The organism is Synechococcus sp. A18-25c (genome assembly GCF_014280035.1).
Taxonomy (GTDB): Bacteria; Cyanobacteriota; Cyanobacteriia; order PCC-6307; family Cyanobiaceae; genus Synechococcus_C.
This window is the reverse complement of the sequence record NZ_CP047957.1, coordinates 1573295-1590168: the sequence shown is the minus strand read 5'-3', so window position 1 is coordinate 1590168 and position 16874 is coordinate 1573295. Positions and strand designations below refer to the sequence as shown.

At 58.2% G+C, this 16874-nt stretch carries 19 protein-coding genes and 1 tRNA gene; 10 read left to right on the top strand and 10 right to left on the bottom strand.

Annotation, left to right across the window (positions count from 1 at the left end):
* Positions 1–16: 16 nt before the first annotated feature.
* The 5 genes from SynA1825c_RS08840 to sds are packed head-to-tail and all read left to right on the top strand — an operon-like array spanning position 17 to position 4525.
* Positions 17–757 carry a 2-phosphosulfolactate phosphatase family protein gene (locus SynA1825c_RS08840; protein ID WP_186471126.1) on the top strand — a complete coding sequence of 247 codons (741 nt, stop codon included), beginning with the start codon at positions 17–19 and terminating at the stop codon, positions 755–757.
* A 52-nt stretch (positions 758–809) separates the two neighbouring features.
* Positions 810–1631, top strand: coding sequence for a carbon-nitrogen hydrolase family protein (locus SynA1825c_RS08835; RefSeq protein WP_186468969.1), 822 nt, complete (start codon positions 810–812; stop codon positions 1629–1631).
* 5 nt (positions 1632–1636) lie between these two features.
* Entirely contained in the window at positions 1637–2728 is a 1092-nt protein-coding gene (locus tag SynA1825c_RS08830; RefSeq protein WP_186468968.1) for an N-acetylmuramoyl-L-alanine amidase, read from the top strand.
* Positions 2725–3513 (top strand): glutamate racemase, encoded by a 789-nt coding sequence (murI, locus tag SynA1825c_RS08825; protein ID WP_186468967.1) that lies wholly within the window; start codon positions 2725–2727, stop codon positions 3511–3513. The genes SynA1825c_RS08830 and murI overlap by 4 nt, the downstream gene beginning before the upstream one ends.
* 40 nt (positions 3514–3553) lie before the next feature.
* Positions 3554–4525 carry a solanesyl diphosphate synthase gene (sds, locus tag SynA1825c_RS08820; protein ID WP_186468966.1) on the top strand — a complete coding sequence of 324 codons (972 nt, stop codon included), beginning with the start codon at positions 3554–3556 and terminating at the stop codon, positions 4523–4525.
* On the opposite strand, the gene SynA1825c_RS08815 is transcribed toward sds, so the two are convergent.
* Positions 4526–5236 carry an HAD family phosphatase gene (locus SynA1825c_RS08815; RefSeq protein ID WP_186468965.1) on the bottom strand — a complete coding sequence of 237 codons (711 nt, stop codon included), beginning with the start codon at positions 5234–5236 and terminating at the stop codon, positions 4526–4528.
* Between the two features lie 496 nt (positions 5237–5732).
* The gene (locus tag SynA1825c_RS08810) at positions 5733–5993 is read right to left on the bottom strand and encodes a hypothetical protein (protein ID WP_186468964.1); all 261 of its coding nucleotides are present in this window, start codon (positions 5991–5993) and stop codon (positions 5733–5735) included.
* Positions 5994–6298: 305 nt separating this feature from the next.
* Between SynA1825c_RS08810 and acs the strand changes: the two genes are divergently transcribed.
* Together acs and pstS are read left to right on the top strand one after the other, a co-directional pair.
* Positions 6299–8272: an acetate--CoA ligase gene (gene acs / locus SynA1825c_RS08805; protein ID WP_186468963.1), complete on the top strand. Its 1974-nt coding sequence runs from the start codon at positions 6299–6301 to the stop codon at positions 8270–8272.
* 258 nt (positions 8273–8530) lie between these two features.
* On the top strand, positions 8531–9505 hold the full coding sequence (gene pstS, locus SynA1825c_RS08800; protein WP_186468962.1) for a phosphate ABC transporter substrate-binding protein PstS: 975 nt from the start codon (positions 8531–8533) through the stop codon (positions 9503–9505).
* A gap of 89 nt (positions 9506–9594) precedes the next feature.
* Here the strand turns inward: pstS and SynA1825c_RS08795 are convergent, their stop codons facing one another.
* On the bottom strand, positions 9595–10320 hold the full coding sequence (locus tag SynA1825c_RS08795) for a DUF1350 family protein (protein WP_186468961.1): 726 nt from the start codon (positions 10318–10320) through the stop codon (positions 9595–9597).
* Complete coding sequence (locus SynA1825c_RS08790) at positions 10317–10775, bottom strand: peroxiredoxin (RefSeq protein ID WP_186468960.1); 459 nt, start codon at positions 10773–10775, stop codon at positions 10317–10319. The genes SynA1825c_RS08795 and SynA1825c_RS08790 overlap by 4 nt, the downstream gene beginning before the upstream one ends.
* 86 nt (positions 10776–10861) lie before the next feature.
* Here SynA1825c_RS08790 and SynA1825c_RS08785 point away from each other — a divergent pair, with 86 nt between their 5' ends.
* The 3 genes from SynA1825c_RS08785 (at position 10862) to SynA1825c_RS08775 (ending at position 13094) form a co-directional block, all read left to right on the top strand.
* The gene (locus tag SynA1825c_RS08785; RefSeq protein ID WP_186468959.1) at positions 10862–11755 is read left to right on the top strand and encodes a 3'-5' exonuclease; all 894 of its coding nucleotides are present in this window, start codon (positions 10862–10864) and stop codon (positions 11753–11755) included.
* A gap of 69 nt (positions 11756–11824) precedes the next feature.
* Positions 11825–12088, top strand: coding sequence for a hypothetical protein (locus SynA1825c_RS08780; protein WP_186468958.1), 264 nt, complete (start codon positions 11825–11827; stop codon positions 12086–12088).
* A 439-nt stretch (positions 12089–12527) separates the two neighbouring features.
* Positions 12528–13094 (top strand): Crp/Fnr family transcriptional regulator, encoded by a 567-nt coding sequence (locus SynA1825c_RS08775; protein ID WP_370593737.1) that lies wholly within the window; start codon positions 12528–12530, stop codon positions 13092–13094.
* A gap of 91 nt (positions 13095–13185) precedes the next feature.
* On the opposite strand, the gene SynA1825c_RS08770 is transcribed toward SynA1825c_RS08775, so the two are convergent.
* The 6 genes from SynA1825c_RS08770 to SynA1825c_RS08745 all read right to left on the bottom strand — a co-directional run bounded on the left by SynA1825c_RS08770 (position 13186) and on the right by SynA1825c_RS08745 (position 16687).
* Positions 13186–13259: transfer RNA gene (locus SynA1825c_RS08770), tRNA-Pro, on the bottom strand.
* 17 nt (positions 13260–13276) lie between these two features.
* Complete coding sequence (locus tag SynA1825c_RS08765; protein WP_186468956.1) at positions 13277–13624, bottom strand: hypothetical protein; 348 nt, start codon at positions 13622–13624, stop codon at positions 13277–13279.
* A gap of 65 nt (positions 13625–13689) precedes the next feature.
* Entirely contained in the window at positions 13690–13869 is a 180-nt protein-coding gene (locus SynA1825c_RS08760) for a hypothetical protein (RefSeq protein ID WP_186468955.1), read from the bottom strand.
* Complete coding sequence (msrA, locus tag SynA1825c_RS08755; RefSeq protein WP_186468954.1) at positions 13866–14588, bottom strand: peptide-methionine (S)-S-oxide reductase MsrA; 723 nt, start codon at positions 14586–14588, stop codon at positions 13866–13868. Before msrA ends, SynA1825c_RS08760 begins: the two co-directional genes overlap by 4 nt.
* A gap of 24 nt (positions 14589–14612) precedes the next feature.
* The gene (locus SynA1825c_RS08750; RefSeq protein WP_186468953.1) at positions 14613–14864 is read right to left on the bottom strand and encodes a hypothetical protein; all 252 of its coding nucleotides are present in this window, start codon (positions 14862–14864) and stop codon (positions 14613–14615) included.
* 71 nt (positions 14865–14935) lie between these two features.
* Positions 14936–16687, bottom strand: coding sequence for an ABC transporter ATP-binding protein (locus SynA1825c_RS08745; RefSeq protein WP_186468952.1), 1752 nt, complete (start codon positions 16685–16687; stop codon positions 14936–14938).
* Positions 16688–16874: the final 187 nt, after the last annotated feature.

The window sequence follows — 16874 nt, the reverse complement described above, 5'->3', positions numbered from 1 at the left end:
GATCATGACCGTGGCCGTGCAGGTTTCCTATTTCCATGTGGCTTCGGATGTGCCTGAGACCGTCGGGACCGCTGATGGGCCTGATGCCGCAGTGGTAATTGATGTGCTGCGGGCCACGACCACCATTGCTTGGGCCCTTCACAACGGTGCTGAGGCCGTGCAGGCGTTTGCCGATCTCGACCAATTGCGCGCCGAGGCCGACGCCTGGCCCGCCGAGCGTCGTCTTTTGCTGGGTGAACGTGGTGGCAGCAAAATTGCCGGCTTCGACCTGGGTAACTCACCGGTGGCGGTGACTCCCGAGGTGGTGTCGGGCAAGCGACTGTTCATGAGCACCACCAATGGGACGCGGGCTCTGCAACGTGTCCGGGGGGTGTCATGCCTGCTCACCGTGGCGCTCCCCAATCGACGTGCCGTCGCGGAGCGACTGCTCCAGGAGCGACCTGAGCAAATCCTCATTTTGGGCAGTGGTTGGGAAGGCACGTATTCCTTAGAAGATTCTCTGGCCGCAGGTGCCCTGGCCGCATTGCTGGAGGAGGCCGGTGCCGTTGTCGCGAACGATGAACTCCAGGCTGCACTGGCGCTGTGGAGGCAGTGGGAGCATGACCCTGAAGGATGTTTGCGCACGGCATCCCATGGTCAGCGCTTGATCGGTCTGGGCAATCACGATGCTGATTTCCGCTGTTGTGCAGGCTTGGATCAGTTGTCAGTGGTGCCAACTCAGGTGGAGCCAGGTGTCTTACGAGCTATTCGCGCCTGACGACGGGTTGGTTGATCAGCAATACAGTTTCATCGACTGATCTCTGACCTCTGTGCGTGATTTCCTGGCCGCGGCCGTGCAACTCACCAGCAGCTCCGATCCCGAGCGCAACTTCGCCGCTGCCGAGGAACAGATCGATCTGGCGGCACGACGCGGCGCTGAGCTGATCGGCTTGCCCGAAAACTTTGCGTTCATTGGTGACGACGCGCGGCGGTTGGAGATTGCTCCGGCTCTTGCTGAACAGGCATCGCGCTTTCTCGTGACCATGGCGCGCCGGTACCAGGTGGTGATCCTTGGCGGAGGTTTCCCTGTTCCCGTCGGAGACGATGCGCACACCTTTCAGCGCGCACAACTGGTGGGTCGTGATGGTCAGATCCTGTCCAGTTACGACAAAATCCACTTGTTCGACGTCGATCTGCCCGACGGCAGTTCCTACCGGGAGTCGGCTGGCTTCAGTTCCGGTGCTGAACTGCCACCCGTGGTGGATGTGCCAGGACTATGCAGGGTGGGGGTGTCCATTTGCTACGACGTGCGCTTCCCTGAGCTCTACCGACACCTGATCGGAGCAGGAGCTGAGTTGCTGATGATTCCCGCCGCCTTCACGGCCTTCACGGGCAAGGATCACTGGCAGGTGCTGTTGCAGGCCCGCGCGATTGAGAACACGGCCTACGTGCTGGCTCCCGCTCAGACCGGTACCCATGCCGGCCGCCGTCAGAGCCATGGTCACGCCATGGTGATTGACCCGTGGGGCACGGTTCTGGCCGATGCCGGAGTCAGTGCCGGTGCGGCCATTGCCCCGGTGGATCTTGATCATCTTCAGCGCATTCGCACGCAAATGCCCTGTCTGCAGCACCGCAGAACCGCCTTGTTCTGACCCTGATGCCTCGGCTTCCCCGTCGTTTCAGTGCTCTGCTGATCGCTGCTGCCGTGCAGTCCACAAGCCTTTTGTGGTCACTGCCAGCTCGTGCTGCTAGCGCCCTCGCAGCCTGGTCTTTGGGTAGCGATGGAGTGTTGCAGCTGAGAACAGCCACTGGTGCACGCTTGGATGCCTTTTTTGAAGCGGGTGAAGCGGGCCGGGGTCCCAGGGTCTGGATCGATTTTCCAGGGGAGCTCAGCCGACCTCGCAGCCTGCGCGGTTCCGGGCCTGTCCGTGAGGTCCGTCTGGGCAAACCCAACCCGGGAGCGACGCGGCTGGTGGTGGAGTTCCAGCCTGGGGTGCAGCTCGATCCGGGTCAGCTTCGGCTGATCGGCACGTCGCCTGATCGTTGGAAGTTGATGTTTGAAGGCCTGCCGACCCGCGGGCTGCGCACCATCGGCGAAGGTGATCTGAACGGTGTCAGTTCCGGTCAGTGGGGAGGCGTGCGCATCCAGCCCACCCAGACGCCTGTGAATGCGGAAGGGCTTCCTGATGTGCCTCGTGGCCGTTATCGGGTGGTGATCGACCCGGGTCATGGTGGACCCGACCCGGGGGCTGTGGGCATCCGAGGCATCCGCGAATCGGAGATCGTTCTGGATATCTCCCTGCAAGTGGCGCGCTTGCTGGAAGCCAAGGGTGTTCAGGTCACCTTGACCCGAACCGCTGAAGTGGATGTGGATTTACCACCGCGCGTGGCCCTGGCTAATCGGCTTGGTGCCACTGCTTTTGTGAGCATCCATGCCAATGCGATCAGCATGTCGCGGCCAGAGGTGAACGGCATTGAGACCTTCTACTTCTCTGATCCGCGCTCTGCGCGTTTGGCGGCACACATTCAGCAGCAGGTGCTGAATGTGTCTCCTGGCAGTCCGAACCGAGGTGTTCGCAGGGGCCGCTTTTTTGTGATCCGCCGCACCACCATGCCCTCCGCGCTGGTGGAGACCGGATTCGTGACCGGAAATATCGATTCTCCGCGTTTGGCTGATCCAGCGCACCGGCGCCGTTTGTCCTTAGCGATCGCCACCGGCATTCTCGAGTACCTGCAGGGGCTGCGATGAGCATTCGTCTTGGCCTGTTCGACAGCGGCCTGGGAGGGCTCACTGTGCTCCGCCGCGTGCTGGAGCGACATGGTTCTTTGCCCGTGATTTATCTCGGTGATACAGCGCGGGTTCCCTACGGCAGTCGCTCGCCATCGGAGATCCGGGCCATCGCCAGCGAAGTGGTGGGTTGGCTGCGTCAGCAGAACGTGTCCACGGTGGTGATGGCTTGCAACACCACCAATGCACTGGCCAGGGAAGTGACAGAAGGACAGGCTGGCGTTCCGGTGGTGGGACTGATCGGTGCGGCTGCCGCGATGGTGCGTGAATCGCGTGTTGGTGTTCTGGCCACGCCCGCCACCGTTGCTTCTGGTGCGTACCGCGAAAGCATTGAGGCTCTCCATCCCGGAACCCTGGTGGTGCAGCAGGCCTGTCCGGATTTCGTACCGCTGATCGAGTCAGGCGATCTGCGCTCCAATGCGTTGCGCGAAGCGGCTGTTCATTACCTGCAGCCGCTGCTGGAGGCGTCTGTGCAATCCATTGTTCTTGGCTGCACCCATTACCCGTTGCTGGTGCCGTTACTCAAGAATTTGCTGCCGGAGTCCATTCGTCTGATTGATCCGGCGCACGGCGTGGCTAGCCAGTTGGACGCGTTGTTGGGCACGCCCATACCCGGCGGACTGGATCAGCCTCTGGCGTTGACAGAGACACGCATTTGCGTGACCGCTGATTCCGATGGCTTCGCAGACCGTGCCACCCCCTGGTTGGGGCAACGGCCAAGGGTCGAGCTGGTGGATCTGCAGTGACAGGTCAATGCCTTCTAAGATCTCCGCACCGAGGGGATTCATGACCACCGTCACCGAGTTGTTGCAGCCGGTTGAGGCGGATCTTGAGATCCTGCTCAGCGATCTTCGGAGCCTGATCGGCGCCGGTCACCCCATTCTTCAAGCTGCTGCGGAGCACCTTTTCAGTGCTGGAGGGAAAAAGCTCCGTCCAGGCATCGTTTTGTTGATTTCAAGGGCACTGGCGGCCGACGAGCAACTCACGCCGCGTCACCGCAGGCTGGCCGAGATCACGGAGATGATTCATACGGCTTCGCTGGTCCACGATGACGTGGTTGACGAAGCCGCGACACGCCGGGGTGTTGAAACCGTCCATAGCCGCTTCAACCATCGCGTCGCTGTTCTGGCTGGAGATTTTCTGTTCGCTCAGGCCAGCTGGCATCTGGCCAATCTCGACAACCTGGATGTCGTCAAACTGCTCAGCCGAGTGATCATGGATCTGGCTGATGGTGAGGTGAAGCAAGGGTTGTTCCGCTACGACACCGGGCAAACGTTTGAAACTTACCTCGAGAAGAGCTACTGCAAAACCGCCTCTCTCGTGGCCAACAGCGCCCGAGCAGCAGGTGTTTTGAGCGGTTGTACTGAGTTACAGCTCGAATCGTTGTATCGCTACGGACGCCAACTTGGTCTTGCCTTTCAAGTCGTCGATGACATTCTCGATTTCACCGGCAACGATCAGCAGCTCGGTAAGCCTGCCGCGAGTGATCTTTCAAGCGGTTACCTCACGGCCCCTGCGCTCTATGCCCTGGAACAAAATCCGTCCATGGCCGTGTTAATCGAGCGAGAATTCAGCAACGATGGCGATCTCGAAGAAGCCTTAGCCTTCGTTCGTCAATCTGACGCGATTGCTCGCACTCGTCAGCTAGCTGAAACCTTCGCACAGGACTCTCGGGACGCGTTGACCTGGCTGCCAGATTCCGCTTCAAAAACGGCTTTGATCGAACTGCCTGATTTTGTTCTCAGCCGTTTGTACTAATTAGCTTCTGCTGATCAACCTCTCGAGGCACTGGCGAGCCTCATCGAGATTGCCAATCAGGGTCAATCGATCATTTTTCACAATTCGAGGCCAGTCTTGGTTGGTGACTTGGAGACCTCCAGAGTTGATCAGTCTCCAAACGATGCAGCCGGCTGTAAGTGCCGACAGGGTTCCTGCTTCAGAATCTTCAAAGGCCCAGCAGTGCTCGGGTTGAACGTTGAGCCGTTTGGCAGCCAAGAGATAAGGATCGGCCTCCGGTTTCCCTGCTTTGAGCTCGGGATCGTCACCGCAAACCATGGTGATCCACGGCCCTAGCCAGGGGTGGTGGGTGATCTTGTTCATGACCGATGGCTTGTCGCTGCTTGTGACGAGGGCGATTGGGATGTTGGAGCGTTGCGCACTGCTGAGTAAGGCTTCTGCCCCGTCGATGGCTGGCGCGAAGGGCAACAACTTCACGGCAATGGGTTGGCGCACCATCAGCAGCTGATCCGGAGTCACATCGGCGTTCAGCCAGGAACACACCCGGTTTGCATTGTCGAGTCTGCGGCGCCCTTGCAAGCTCAACAGTTGTGCTGCAGTCAGTTGGGTGCCGAAATGATCAGCTGCTTCAGACCAGGCACGCGCATGCAATGGCTCCGTATCGAGCAGCAACCCATCCAGATCGAACAGACAGGCTTGGGGTACTGCACTGGGTTGGTTCAAATTGGGCATTTCTGCTTGCAGCACCCGATCGAAACGTGAATGGCCTTCACGGATCTGGTGAAGCTGGTCGGCTGGCCGAAATTTTCTTCAAACGATTTCTGATTAGGCAAGCGACCTCCTTCCCACCGGGCACAAGGTTCATTCTGGATCTCTCACCGGTGTTCAACAACGGTTCGAGAAGCTCTGCAAGGTCTGGTCAGGGGCTTTCGCGAGATCTTCGTGGTGCCGAGATCTTCAAAGCGATGTCACGGATGCTTTGCTGGCATTAGGGCCTGCGATGGTCCACTCTGTAAGAGATCCACGGTCTGAGGACCCAACGAGAGAACTCAACAATCAAATCTCGGAGCTTCAAGCTCGAGTCGCCTTTCCCCAGCATTGGAGTAGTGGGGAGCACGAAATGAATCTGTACAAGCTACGCAAACTGCTCCATCAAAAACGCCAATTGATTGATGACGCTGAGAAGTGAGGACGCTCCCATCAATTGATGGTGATGCTGCCTTTCGCCTCACGTTTCAGACGTTGCCTTGCTGTGAATGACATTCATGGTGTTCTTCAAGTTGGCGACATCTTGAAGTCCTTCCGCGCTGAACCAGGGTGCGTGGTCCCAGCTGAACCCTTCGCCAAAGGTGTTGTCAGGAGCAACGACGTACCAGTGGCAATCCACATCAGGCGCTTCCACTGAGCACTGAGACCAGTCGTTTTGCCATTGCGGCACTTGAACCCACATGACCGCTGCAAAGAGCAAGGAAAACAAGGCTTGCAGCATGAGTCCTGTGAGACAGAGCCGAGACCCTAGTGGAATCAACGGTCGCATTGGTGTGATGGCCGCCTCGATTCGCTTTCACCTCAGGTGACGAGATTCTTCTTCGAAAAGGTTTCAATCAAGGTTCTGTGCTGAAGAGACGTGGCATCTATCTTTTGTTTGAGGCGAAAACGGGCACTCCCGAAGTGACGCGCCGTAACCGGCTGTTTGGAAGGCCAGCGAAAGCGGTCAAGCATCGGCCGATGCTTGTTGACATCTGATGTCAGCGGCAATCAGTCACAGCCTTCAACCCGACTAGACAACCCCCGATGAGCAGCGAAGGATCCACCATCGAAAGCGTGCTTCATGAGCAACGCGTTTTCGCGCCTCCGATCGACGTCACCCGTTCCGCCCGCATCGGTGGCATGGATGCTTACAAGGCATTGGCGGAAGCTGCTCGACAGGATCCAGATGCGTTCTGGGGAGATGCAGCGCGGCGGGAGTTGGAGTGGTTTCAGCCTTTTGACACCGTTCTCGACTGGTCCGATGCGCCTTTTGCCCGTTGGTTCGAAGGCGGAACCACCAATCTTTCTCACAATTGTCTCGATCGGCACCTCAAGACGGAACGCGCTGACAAGACAGCGCTGATCTGGGAAGGGGAGCCCGGTGACGTTCGCAAATTCACTTACCGCGAACTGCACGCCGAGGTCTGCAAGGCCGCCAATGCCCTGAAGGCCAAGGGCATCGGGAAGGGCGATCTGGTGGCGCTTTACATGCCGATGGTGCCCGAAGCGGCCATTGCCATGCTCGCCTGCGCCCGCATCGGTGCTCCCCACTCGGTGGTGTTCGGAGGCTTCTCCGCCGAAGCCCTGAGAGACCGTTTGATTGATGGCGAAGCCAAGGCGGTGATCACTGCTGATGGGGGCTTCCGCAAGGACAAGCCGGTTTCACTGAAACCAGCTGTGGATGCGGCGTTGGCAGATGGCGCTTGTCCTTCTGTTCAATCGGTGCTGGTGGTGCAACGCACCAAACAGCCTGTTGAGATGGTCGATGGTCGTGACGTTTGGTGGCATGACTTGGTGGATGGGCAGAGCAGCAATTGCCCCGCCGAGCCGATGTCCAGTGAAGATCGTCTCTTCGTGCTCTACACATCGGGATCCACCGGTAAACCCAAGGGTGTGGTGCACAGCACGGCCGGTTACAACCTCTGGGCCCATCTCACCTTCCAGTGGATCTTCGACATCCGTGAGGATGACGTCTACTGGTGCACCGCTGATGTGGGCTGGATCACCGGTCACAGCTACATCGTTTACGGACCCTTGTCGAATGGTTCCACCACCGTGATGTACGAGGGTGCACCAAGACCTTCAAAGCCCGGTGCGTTCTGGGAGCTGATTCAGAAGCACGGCATCACAATTTTCTACACGGCTCCGACGGCGATCCGGGCTTTCATGAAGAACGGTCGTGAGGTGCCGGATCAGCACGATATGAGCACTCTGCGGCTGCTGGGCACGGTGGGCGAGCCGATCAACCCGGAAGCATGGATGTGGTATCGCGATGTGATCGGGGGTGGTCGCTGCCCCATCATTGACACCTGGTGGCAGACCGAAACCGGTGGCGTGATGATCAGTCCGCTCCCGGGTGCAACCCCAACCAAGCCGGGATCTGCAACGTTGCCGTTGCCAGGCATCGAAGCGGACGTGGTGGATGCCGAGGGCAACAGCTGCGCTGCCGATGAAGGTGGATACCTGGTGGTGCGTCGTCCCTGGCCGGGCATGATGCGCACTGTGCATGGCAATCCCCAACGCTTCCGCGAGAGCTACTGGGAGCACATTCGCCCCGCGGATGGCAATCACCTCTACTTCGCCGGTGATGGAGCTCGTCGCGATCAAGACGGTTACTTCTGGGTGATGGGTCGCGTTGACGACGTGATCAACGTGTCTGGCCATCGTCTCGGCACGATGGAAATTGAATCGGCTTTGGTGAGCCACCCAGCCGTTGCCGAGGCGGCTGTCGTGGGTCGTCCCGATGATCTCAAAGGTGAGGGCATCGTTGCTTTCGTCACGCTGGAGTCGGGTCGTAATTCCGATGATGCCCTCATCGCTGAGCTGCGCGGCCATGTGGGTGCGGAGATTGGCCCGATTGCTAAGCCGGACGAAATCCGTTGCAGTGACGCTCTTCCCAAGACACGCAGCGGCAAAATCATGCGCCGAATCTTGCGCGCGTTGGCGGCCGGTGAGGAAGTCAGTGGCGACACCAGCACCCTCGAGGATCGCTCCGTGCTGGACAGGCTTCGGGCTTAACGACAGTGCATCAGTGAACCAGCCGCTGGATGGCACGGTGTGGTGACTCAGCGGTTGGTTCTGCGATGCCTGAGAGCTCTTTGACCTTGCTGCTGACGAGGAAGGCTGAAATTAAGACTGTGAAAAACTCGGCAATTCAAGGATTTAACAGTTTCTTGTTTTAACCTTAAATTTGGTTAATTCATGCATAACGACAGCGGCTGATTGGCTTGGTTAACACTGAATTGCTACAGCCACTTTTTGTTTTTGGTCGCTGCGATGCAATTTTCTCAGAAAGCTCTGCTGTTGACATCTGTTCTGGCTGTTGGGGCCAGTACGACAGCGTCAGCTGCTCCATCTCTTAATGGTGCTGGTGCCACATTCCCGGCCAAGATTTATCAGCGCTGGTTCGCTGATCTTGCGAAGTCTGGCGGTCCTCAGGTCAATTATCAGGCCGTGGGATCTGGTTCTGGTCGTAAAGCGTTTATTGACCAGACCGTGAGTTTTGGTGCGTCTGATGATCCGATGAAGAAATCGGATATGGCCAAGGTGAAACGAGGTGTTGTTCAAATCCCGATGGTTGGTGGAACGATCGCCTTCGGATACAACAAGCCAGGCTGTGACCTCAAGCTCACGCAAAAGCAGGCCGTCCAGGTTGCGATGGGCAAGATCAACAATTGGAGCGAGCTGGGCTGCGCTGCAGGCCCGCTTGTTTGGGTTCACCGTTCTGACGGGTCTGGAACGACCAAGGCCTTTACGAACTCGATGCAAGCCTTTTCTTCAGAGTGGACTCTCGGTACGGGCAAATCCGTGAGCTGGCCTTCTGGACTCGGCGCCAAGGGCAACTCGGGCGTGGCGGCTTTGATTCAGAACCGCGTTGGCGCGATTGGTTACGTCAACCAGTCCTACATCCGTGGAGCTGTCAAAGCTGCAGCTTTGCAGAACAAGTCGGGGCAATTTCTTCTGCCTTCGGTTAATTCCGGAGCCACGGCTTTGAATGGAATCAAGCTTGATGCAAATTTGGCCGGGGTGAATCCAAATCCCTCAGCCGAAGGGGCTTACCCCATTGCAACACTGACATGGGTTCTCGCTTACAAAAGTGGGAATGGATCAAACACACAAGCTCTCCGGGATGTCTTTAATTACATGCTGAGCAGTCAAGCTCAGAATGCCGCCCCGTCCCTTGGTTTTGTTCCCTTGAAAGGTGACATTCTGGCCAAGGCTAGAGCTGCTGTTGCAATGGTTGGTCAGTAAGAGACAAGATCATCTTTCGTCTGACTTTTCGGAAGCGATTTGTTGTTTTGCGCTGCTCCTCCGTTTGATCAGCTGATTGATCAGCTCAGTTAGATCATTGCCACCAGCGCGTCCGTCAGTCGACGGATGCGCTTTTTCTTGGCTGGGTCATCCGCCCAGTCACCGAGCAAGCCCTGGCGCAGGCCTGCGCTGGCTGGAGTGAGGTGATCTCCTGACATCTGCAGGAATTCGCTGGCATCCTGATCCCGGCTTTGCAGGGTTTGAAGAAGATCTGGGCTTTGATCCAGTGCGTCATTCCCGAACCTCACCACCAGATTGTTGGGCTGGAGGTAATAGCGGCCGATCAGTTTCAAAGTTTCCTCTGGCCCTGGACTGAATTCCGTCACCACTCCTAGGGCCGGGGCAACGGTGCCCAGCAAGGGGATTGAACGATCAGCTGTGAAATTGTTGAAGCTCAGGGCTGCTAGGCCCCGGCATCCCCGCCCGCCATCTGGTGCCAAAAGATGCAGTTTGCAGCCAAGGCTGTGACCCAGCCGAAGGGTTGTGAGTGGATACCCCAGGCGTTGTTCAAGGCTCTGACGGCAACGACGTAACTGTTGCCACGCGTCACGCGCTTGCAACTGATGGTCGAAACCGGGAACATAGCTCCAGGCATGAATGGCCAGCTGCTCAGCAGCCAGTGACTCCAGCAGCCGCCTGTAGCTGATCTGGGGACTGGCAGCGAGATAGCTGCCACCAACGAATTCCACGACCCCCCGAATGGCGGTGGAGGGCCAAAGGCACCAGCATTGATCGCGACGTTGCCAGCGGTTCACCCGTTCGCCAGCTGTTGAACGATGGTTTCGGCTTCTTTCACATGAGCAGGACCGTCGAGAAGATTGTTGAACACGTGACGGATCACGCCTTGCTGATCAATCACGTAGGTGACACGTGAGGGCAGCAAGCCCAAGGTTTTGGGGACGCCAAAGGCCCGACGCAGCGATTGCGTGCGATCGCTCAACAAAGGGAATGGGAGCTTGTAGCGCTCCGCAAAACGGCGATGGCTGACTGCGTCATCGCCGCTCACGCCCCACACTTCCGCTCCCAGTCGGGTGAGCTCACTGTGACGATCCCGGAACGTGCAGGCTTCAGCCGTGCATCCAGGGGTTTCATCTTTGGGGTAAAAGAACAGCACCAGAATCCGACCTTTGACGTCATCGAGGCGTCTGGTCTCACCCGACTGATCCTCAAGAGAAAAGGACGGAGCCGGGTCGCCGATCTTCAGAGCCATGGGAGGACGTCGTTCCGTCGAACCCTAGGAAGTGGTCGACAGTGGCGGGAGAATGGCGGCAGGTCCCTCGTTCTGTCTTCTTCACCATGACCGAGTTCCCGCCAGTGCCAGGTCAGTTGGATCTGTTGCAGGAGCTGGGAACGCCCACCGAGGCATCAAACCCTGCCATTGATCTGCGTCAGCCTGCTCCTCAATCCGAACCCAACGATTTCCCGGATCGTCAGCAAAGCCAACCTGCAGTGGGTCCACTCACTGATGCCCGAAACGAGCGAGGCGAGGCCCCTGAACAGCTGCTGATCGTTGATACGGAAACCACGGGCCTTGATGCGCAGACCGATCAATGTCTTGAGGTGGGGGCGGTCCTCTTTTCCGTGTCGTCACGTCAGGTGTTGGCACAAGTGTCCTTCCTGCTTCCTGTTGACAGCAATCCGGCGGAAGCGATCAATCGCATCCCTGCACCGGTCACCCGGATGCCACAACCCTGGCAACAGGGTCTGGCCTACTTCCAAGAGTTGATGAGTAGTGCTGATGTGCTGGTGGCACACAACGCTTCCTTCGACCGTCAATGGTTCGGACGGGGGGTGTTGCCCTCGGCATCACGCCCCTGGCTGTGCACGCTTGAAGACGTGCGATGGCCTGCGGAACGACAGCTCAGGGCACGGCCATCGGTGATTGACCTGGCCTTGGCTTACGGCGTTCCGGTGTGGGCGGCTCATCGTGCCCTGACGGATTGTCTTTACCTGGCGGAAGTGTTTCGCCGGTGTGACGATCTGGAGCTGTTGATCGCACGCGGGCTCGAGCCTCGATGCCTGATGCGCGCTCAGGTCTCCTATGACGACAGGCATCTTGCCCGAGAGGCTGGATTCCGCTGGAATGATCCGGTGAAAGGGGCTTGGGTCCGGCGTCTGTCCCAGAGGGAGGCTGAAGCGCTCGCTTTCCCTGTCGTTGCTGTGGAGAACGCGATGCCGATGGCATCCTGATTTGCTTCAGCAGTCCGAAGCCTCATGGGAGGTTTGCCACGCCATCGCGTTTGCGGGCCAGGCTGGGTCATGGCCTTCGCAAAGCCTTCACTCACGGTTCGTTCTCGCTTGCAGCGATGGCAGCAGGTGCGGACTTGGGCGAGGTTAATTCGAGAGGCTGAAAGTCTCTGGCATGTGGATGTGCGTGAGCTCAAGCGCCTGGGAGCGCTGGAACTTGCGGAGCTGCTGAGAGAGGTGCCGGTCAGGCAGCGCTCACGCGTGAATCGCTGGCTCACGCGTTATGCCGTCTCCACGCGGTTGCCCTGCCGAGAGTCAGTCGACAACCGGGGGTAACTCTTGGCACTGAAGGTGTTCTGCGGTCTATGAAAGACAGACGTTGATCGTTGTGCATCAGCCTGATCGCTGGGGTGCATTCGGCTGATGCGTCATGCGTCCATCGCCAACTTGGCGTTCACGCAGATCAAAGCCTTTGGATTCATTCCATGGCAGCGCTTAATTCGTGAAAAGGCAGAATCTGTCATTTCAAAGATTCTCTTTGAGTGCTTGATTGTTGCTTCAATGAATTGTGCATAGTTGAGTAATTAATCAAAGCATCGACTGGCCTTAAGCGCTTCATAAGCAGCTCTTTGCTGGCTCTTGGTGACTGACTGAGCGGCATTTTAATAGTGTTTTCGAGGACACGCTTGATGCCATGTTCAGTGCTCCGAAAAAGACGTTTCATTCGTCAGATTCTTTTCGGCAAATGTTGGAAACCAATTTCCAAAAACGCCATTTGGTTCATCTTTCCTCTGGTCGCACGGTTCCTTTGCACAACGCCTGTTTGTGGATCGTTGTGCGAGGCATGGTCAGGCTGGGAGCACTGACGGAGCAGGGTGATGAGTTGATGCTGGGGCTGGCTGGGCCAAATGAATCATTTGGCGAGCCCCTGAGCAATGTTCCTGCTTTTGAAGCCACCACCCTGAGTGACTGTGATTTGCTCTGCATTCCGTTCCAGGAGATTCATGACTCTCCCGGTTTGGCCAAGGATCTGCTCAGCACGGTGATGTTGAGGCAGCGGCAGGCAACCAATTTGCTTGCCTTGGTGGGTCTCCGCCGTATTGAGGAACGTGTGCGGGGTTTTCTGGAGTTGTTGGCTGTGGATTACGGGCAGCCTTGTGAACTGGGATTGCGATTGCCCGTGCGACTCACCCATCAAGACATGGCCAATGCCCTCAGCACCACAAGGGTCACGGTGACCAGGATCATCGGTCAGTTGAAGGATGAGGGCTGGCTGCTGTTGGATCAGCAACGGCATCTGGTGATGACCCACCCCAAGCAGTCTGTACACCGGAAGCATTGATCACAGGCGATCAGCCTGCAGCCCCGATCGTGATGCGCACAAAAAAAGACCTCTCGAAAAAGAGGTCTTGATCGGCAGATGGATCGTCAAATCGGAGCGGCGGGATTTGAACCCACGACCCCCACTACCCCAAAGTGGTGCGCTACCAAGCTGCGCCACGCCCCGACGGCAAAAGCAAGCTATCACAGGGCATTGCCCCATCTGGTGCGTCGCTTGATCCTGGTCAGAAGTCGGGCCGTGAGCTGTTCGCGGTTTTCAGCGGCGTAGCCCCAAAGACGCAGTTCTCGAGCCAGTGCACGCAGCGATGAAAGGTTCATCGAGGCCAGTTGGAGCTCCGGCAGCGTTCTCCATGCCTTCGAAGCCATCGGCAGGTTGGAGCGAGAGCTGCTCTCTCTGAGATTGAGTGTGCCGTCTGCGATCCACTCGGGAATCAGCACCACGAGCACGGCAATCAACCCATAAAGCTCGACGAGCCCCCTTGGCAACGGGTGAAGGCGACGCGGGCCTGGCGGTTCGGCAGGGGACGGCAAGGAGCTCGAGGGAACCACACCCTTTTGACTTTGGCAGGTCTCTCTGCCGGGAGGCGCAGGAGTGGTCAGATCGACAGGGTTCCCTCAACGGCTGACTCGATCGTCGAAGGCGGTGTTGTGTCTTTCCAGAGGAAGGGGCGGTCTTGATCGGAGCCAGGACGAAAAAGAAACGCCATGCCGATCACCAGCACGATGGTGAAGGCGATCACCGCAAGCACAACTCTGTCCGGCAGTGGTTCATTCATGCTTGCAACTCAATCGGACGATTGTCACCGCGCAGGATGCAGTGGCTGATGCTCCAGTCGTAGTGCGACCAGACTTGGCTGGGCAGCCGGTACTGCGCTCCTGGGAATCCCTCCAGAGCCAGTCCCGTGGGCATGGCAGAGCAGTAGGGCCTGCTGCCGGGACGGGCAAGGTATTGCTGGTGGTAGGCCTCGGCGAAATAGAAGGTGCGGTCGGCGGCAATCTCGGTGGTGATGATCCCTTTACCGGCTTCGGTCAGTTGGCGCTGATAGGACTCACGACTGGCCAGGGCCAACTCCATCTGACGGGCGTTGGTGGTGTAGATCGCCGATCGGTATTGACTGCCCTGGTCGTTGCCTTGGCGGTCTCCTTGGGTGGGGTCATGGCATTCCCAGAAGAGCTTGAGCAGATCACTCACATCGATGGCTGGTGCGCTCCAGACCACACGGACGACCTCTGTATGACCTGTTCTGCCACTGCAGACCTGCTCGTAGAAGGGAGAATCGACTTGCCCGCCGGCATAGCCCACAGCTGTCGACACGACACCAGGAAGTCGCCAGAAGCCTTTTTCAGCACCCCAGAAGCATCCACAACCAAAGATGATTTCCTCCTGGTCGTCCATCAAGGGGGCGTGGAGAGGGGTACCCAGAACAACGTGACGGTCGTCGGCGTTGTTGTTTTGTCGTCCTTGCTGTGAACCCGTGAGCCAGTTGGGCAGCATGGAAATGGTGTCGCGACCGCAACCCTAGGCAGATGTCTGGGGATCCAGGCGAATGTGATTGAGCAGCGTGGTCACGAATGCAAACAGAAGAAACGGCAGGCTGAGCACCAGGATCAGCCCCACGCCGACAAGGGCGAACAGAGGACGAGATGAGCCCATCAGAGCCAGTCCCGCGGCCAGGCTGACGAAGATCACCGCCATCCAGGCCAAGATCTGACCGTAGATGTCACCAAAGGTGAGGGTGCAGCGGACTGTGAAGGGGTTGCCTGACGTCATGGCTCGGAGGCAGATCCTCTAGCTAAGCCAAAGCGACGCAATTTGTCGCCCGTTCGTTGCGCAAGCTTTCGTCATGCCACCGATTCCAGCCGTTCCGCGGCCTGCTCCCGTTCCCAGAGACTGCGATAAAGACCCGGCACCTGGATCAGATCAGAGTGATGACCCTGTTGGACCAAACGTCCTTGATCCAGCACGAGGATTCGGTCACAGGCAGCGGCTGCTGAAAGCTGATGACTGATCATCACAATCGTTCGATTGGTCTGACGGCGCACCGATGCCAGGATTTCCGCCGCGGTGTTGTTGTCCACGCTGGCGAGGGCGTCATCAAGCACCAACACCGCTGATTTGACCAGAAGCGCTCTTCCTAAAGCGGTGCGCTGGCGCTGACCACCGCTCAAGGTGATGCCTCGTTCACCCACGAGAGTGTTCATGCCATCAGGGAAACCGCGAACGTCACCGAGCAGGCGCGCCTGTTCCGCTGCCGCTTCAACGCGTTCCATGGATGCCTCGGGTTCGCCGTAGCGAAGGTTGTCCGCAAGGCTGCTGGTGAAGAGATACCCCTCCTGTGGAACCAGGGCGATCTGATCACGCAGATCGGTCAGCCGCAATCGGGTGAGGTCGTGGCGATCGAGGAACAACTGACCTTCTGGGACGTCGACCATGCGGCCAAGGGCACGTGCCAGGGTGGTTTTGCCACAGCCCACAGGTCCCACGACGGCAACCAGTTCTCCCGACCGGATCTTGAAGCTAAGACCATTCAGGGTGTCAGCTTCACTGCCGTCGTAGCGGATGTGCAGACCGCGCGCTTCCAAGTCACCCCGCACCGGCAGTTCCAGCAGTTCCGGTTCGCGCGGGTTGCGGATCATCGGGCGACGGGAGAGCAGTTCTTCAACCCGCTCAAGGCTCACCTGGCCGGTCTGCAAGGTGTTCAGGGTGAATCCGAGCAAAGCCGTCGGGAAGACCAGAAGCTGCACGTAAAGAATCAGGGCCACAAGGCCGCCAATCGACAGCGTGTTTTGTTGAAGCTGAAAACTCCCCAGGGCCAGCACCAGCAGAACGGAAATCGATGAAATCCCTTCCAGCAGAGGGAATAATGTGCTCCGAGTGCGTGCCAGCTGAATCGCGGCATCCCGGTAACTACGGTTGCGGCGGTTGAACGCGTCCAGTTCCTGTTGTTCCTGGTTGTAGATCTTGATGGCTGCGATGCCGGAGAGATCTTCCTGGATCAGTTCGCTGAGCCCGGCCAAAGCCTCCTGTTGCCGACGCTGTTGGCGCATCATCCGCCCGCCAAATAGGCGCACGGATACCAGCATCACTGGGTAGGGGGCGATTGCAGCAAGGGTGAGGCCAAGGTCGATCCTCAGCATCGCTGGCAGCGTGAAGGAATAGGCCAGCACTGTGTTGGTGAGGCTGAGAACGGCGAAGCCCAGCAGCCTGCGCACGTTTTCTACGTCGCTCGTGGCACGGCTGATCACTTCGCCACTGCCGGTCTGCTGAACCCAGCCAGGCTCTTGCTGCAGCATGTGATCGAACAGCTTCTGGCGCAGCTCGACCTCCACCTGTCGACCGACGCCGAAGACCAACTGCCGGGAGATCAAGCGCACCACACCCATGGTCGTCGCCAGCAACACAATCCAGCCGGCCTGGATCAACACATCCCGATAGGCGAAACCTTCCTGGAGGTCATCAATGACCCCTTTCACTTCCAGAGGAATGGTCACACTGAGGATGTTGACCACCACCAGCGCGATCGCACCGAGCATGACCCTGCGTCGGTGGGGCTTCAAATAGCGGCCGATCAGATCGAGGCGGAAGGCGGCCATCGCGATCCTTGTACAGCCATCAACCTAGGCACCAGGCGAATCTTCTCGATGGGGTGTCCGCGATGGCGATGCCGAAAGGCTGCGTGTTCGAAGGTCAGCGAACTGGCCATCCTTTCCTTTTTGAGGGATAGTGTTGAAGTCCCCATCACCCGGCCCGGAGTGCATCTGCACCCGGGCTTTTTTCTGC

Bases quoted from the DNA above. Each gene is read 5' to 3' on its own strand.
- murI (WP_186468967.1), top strand. From the start codon at position 2,725: ATGAGCATTCGTCTTGGCCTGTTCGACAGCGGCCTGGGAGGGCTCACT.
- SynA1825c_RS08760 (WP_186468955.1), bottom strand. From the start codon at position 13,869: ATGAATGAACCACTGCCGGACAGAGTTGTGCTTGCGGTGATCGCCTTC.
- SynA1825c_RS08785 (WP_186468959.1), top strand. From the start codon at position 10,862: ATGACCGAGTTCCCGCCAGTGCCAGGTCAGTTGGATCTGTTGCAGGAG.
- pstS (WP_186468962.1), top strand. From the start codon at position 8,531: ATGCAATTTTCTCAGAAAGCTCTGCTGTTGACATCTGTTCTGGCTGTT.
- SynA1825c_RS08745 (WP_186468952.1), bottom strand. From the start codon at position 16,687: ATGGCCGCCTTCCGCCTCGATCTGATCGGCCGCTATTTGAAGCCCCAC.
- msrA (WP_186468954.1), bottom strand. From the start codon at position 14,588: ATGCTGCCCAACTGGCTCACGGGTTCACAGCAAGGACGACAAAACAAC.
- SynA1825c_RS08790 (WP_186468960.1), bottom strand. From the start codon at position 10,775: ATGGCTCTGAAGATCGGCGACCCGGCTCCGTCCTTTTCTCTTGAGGAT.
- SynA1825c_RS08750 (WP_186468953.1), bottom strand. From the start codon at position 14,864: ATGACGTCAGGCAACCCCTTCACAGTCCGCTGCACCCTCACCTTTGGT.
- SynA1825c_RS08810 (WP_186468964.1), bottom strand. From the start codon at position 5,993: ATGCTGCAAGCCTTGTTTTCCTTGCTCTTTGCAGCGGTCATGTGGGTT.
- SynA1825c_RS08815 (WP_186468965.1), bottom strand. From the start codon at position 5,236: ATGCCCAATTTGAACCAACCCAGTGCAGTACCCCAAGCCTGTCTGTTC.
- acs (WP_186468963.1), top strand. From the start codon at position 6,299: ATGAGCAGCGAAGGATCCACCATCGAAAGCGTGCTTCATGAGCAACGC.
- SynA1825c_RS08780 (WP_186468958.1), top strand. From the start codon at position 11,825: ATGGCCTTCGCAAAGCCTTCACTCACGGTTCGTTCTCGCTTGCAGCGA.
- SynA1825c_RS08830 (WP_186468968.1), top strand. From the start codon at position 1,637: ATGCCTCGGCTTCCCCGTCGTTTCAGTGCTCTGCTGATCGCTGCTGCC.
- sds (WP_186468966.1), top strand. From the start codon at position 3,554: ATGACCACCGTCACCGAGTTGTTGCAGCCGGTTGAGGCGGATCTTGAG.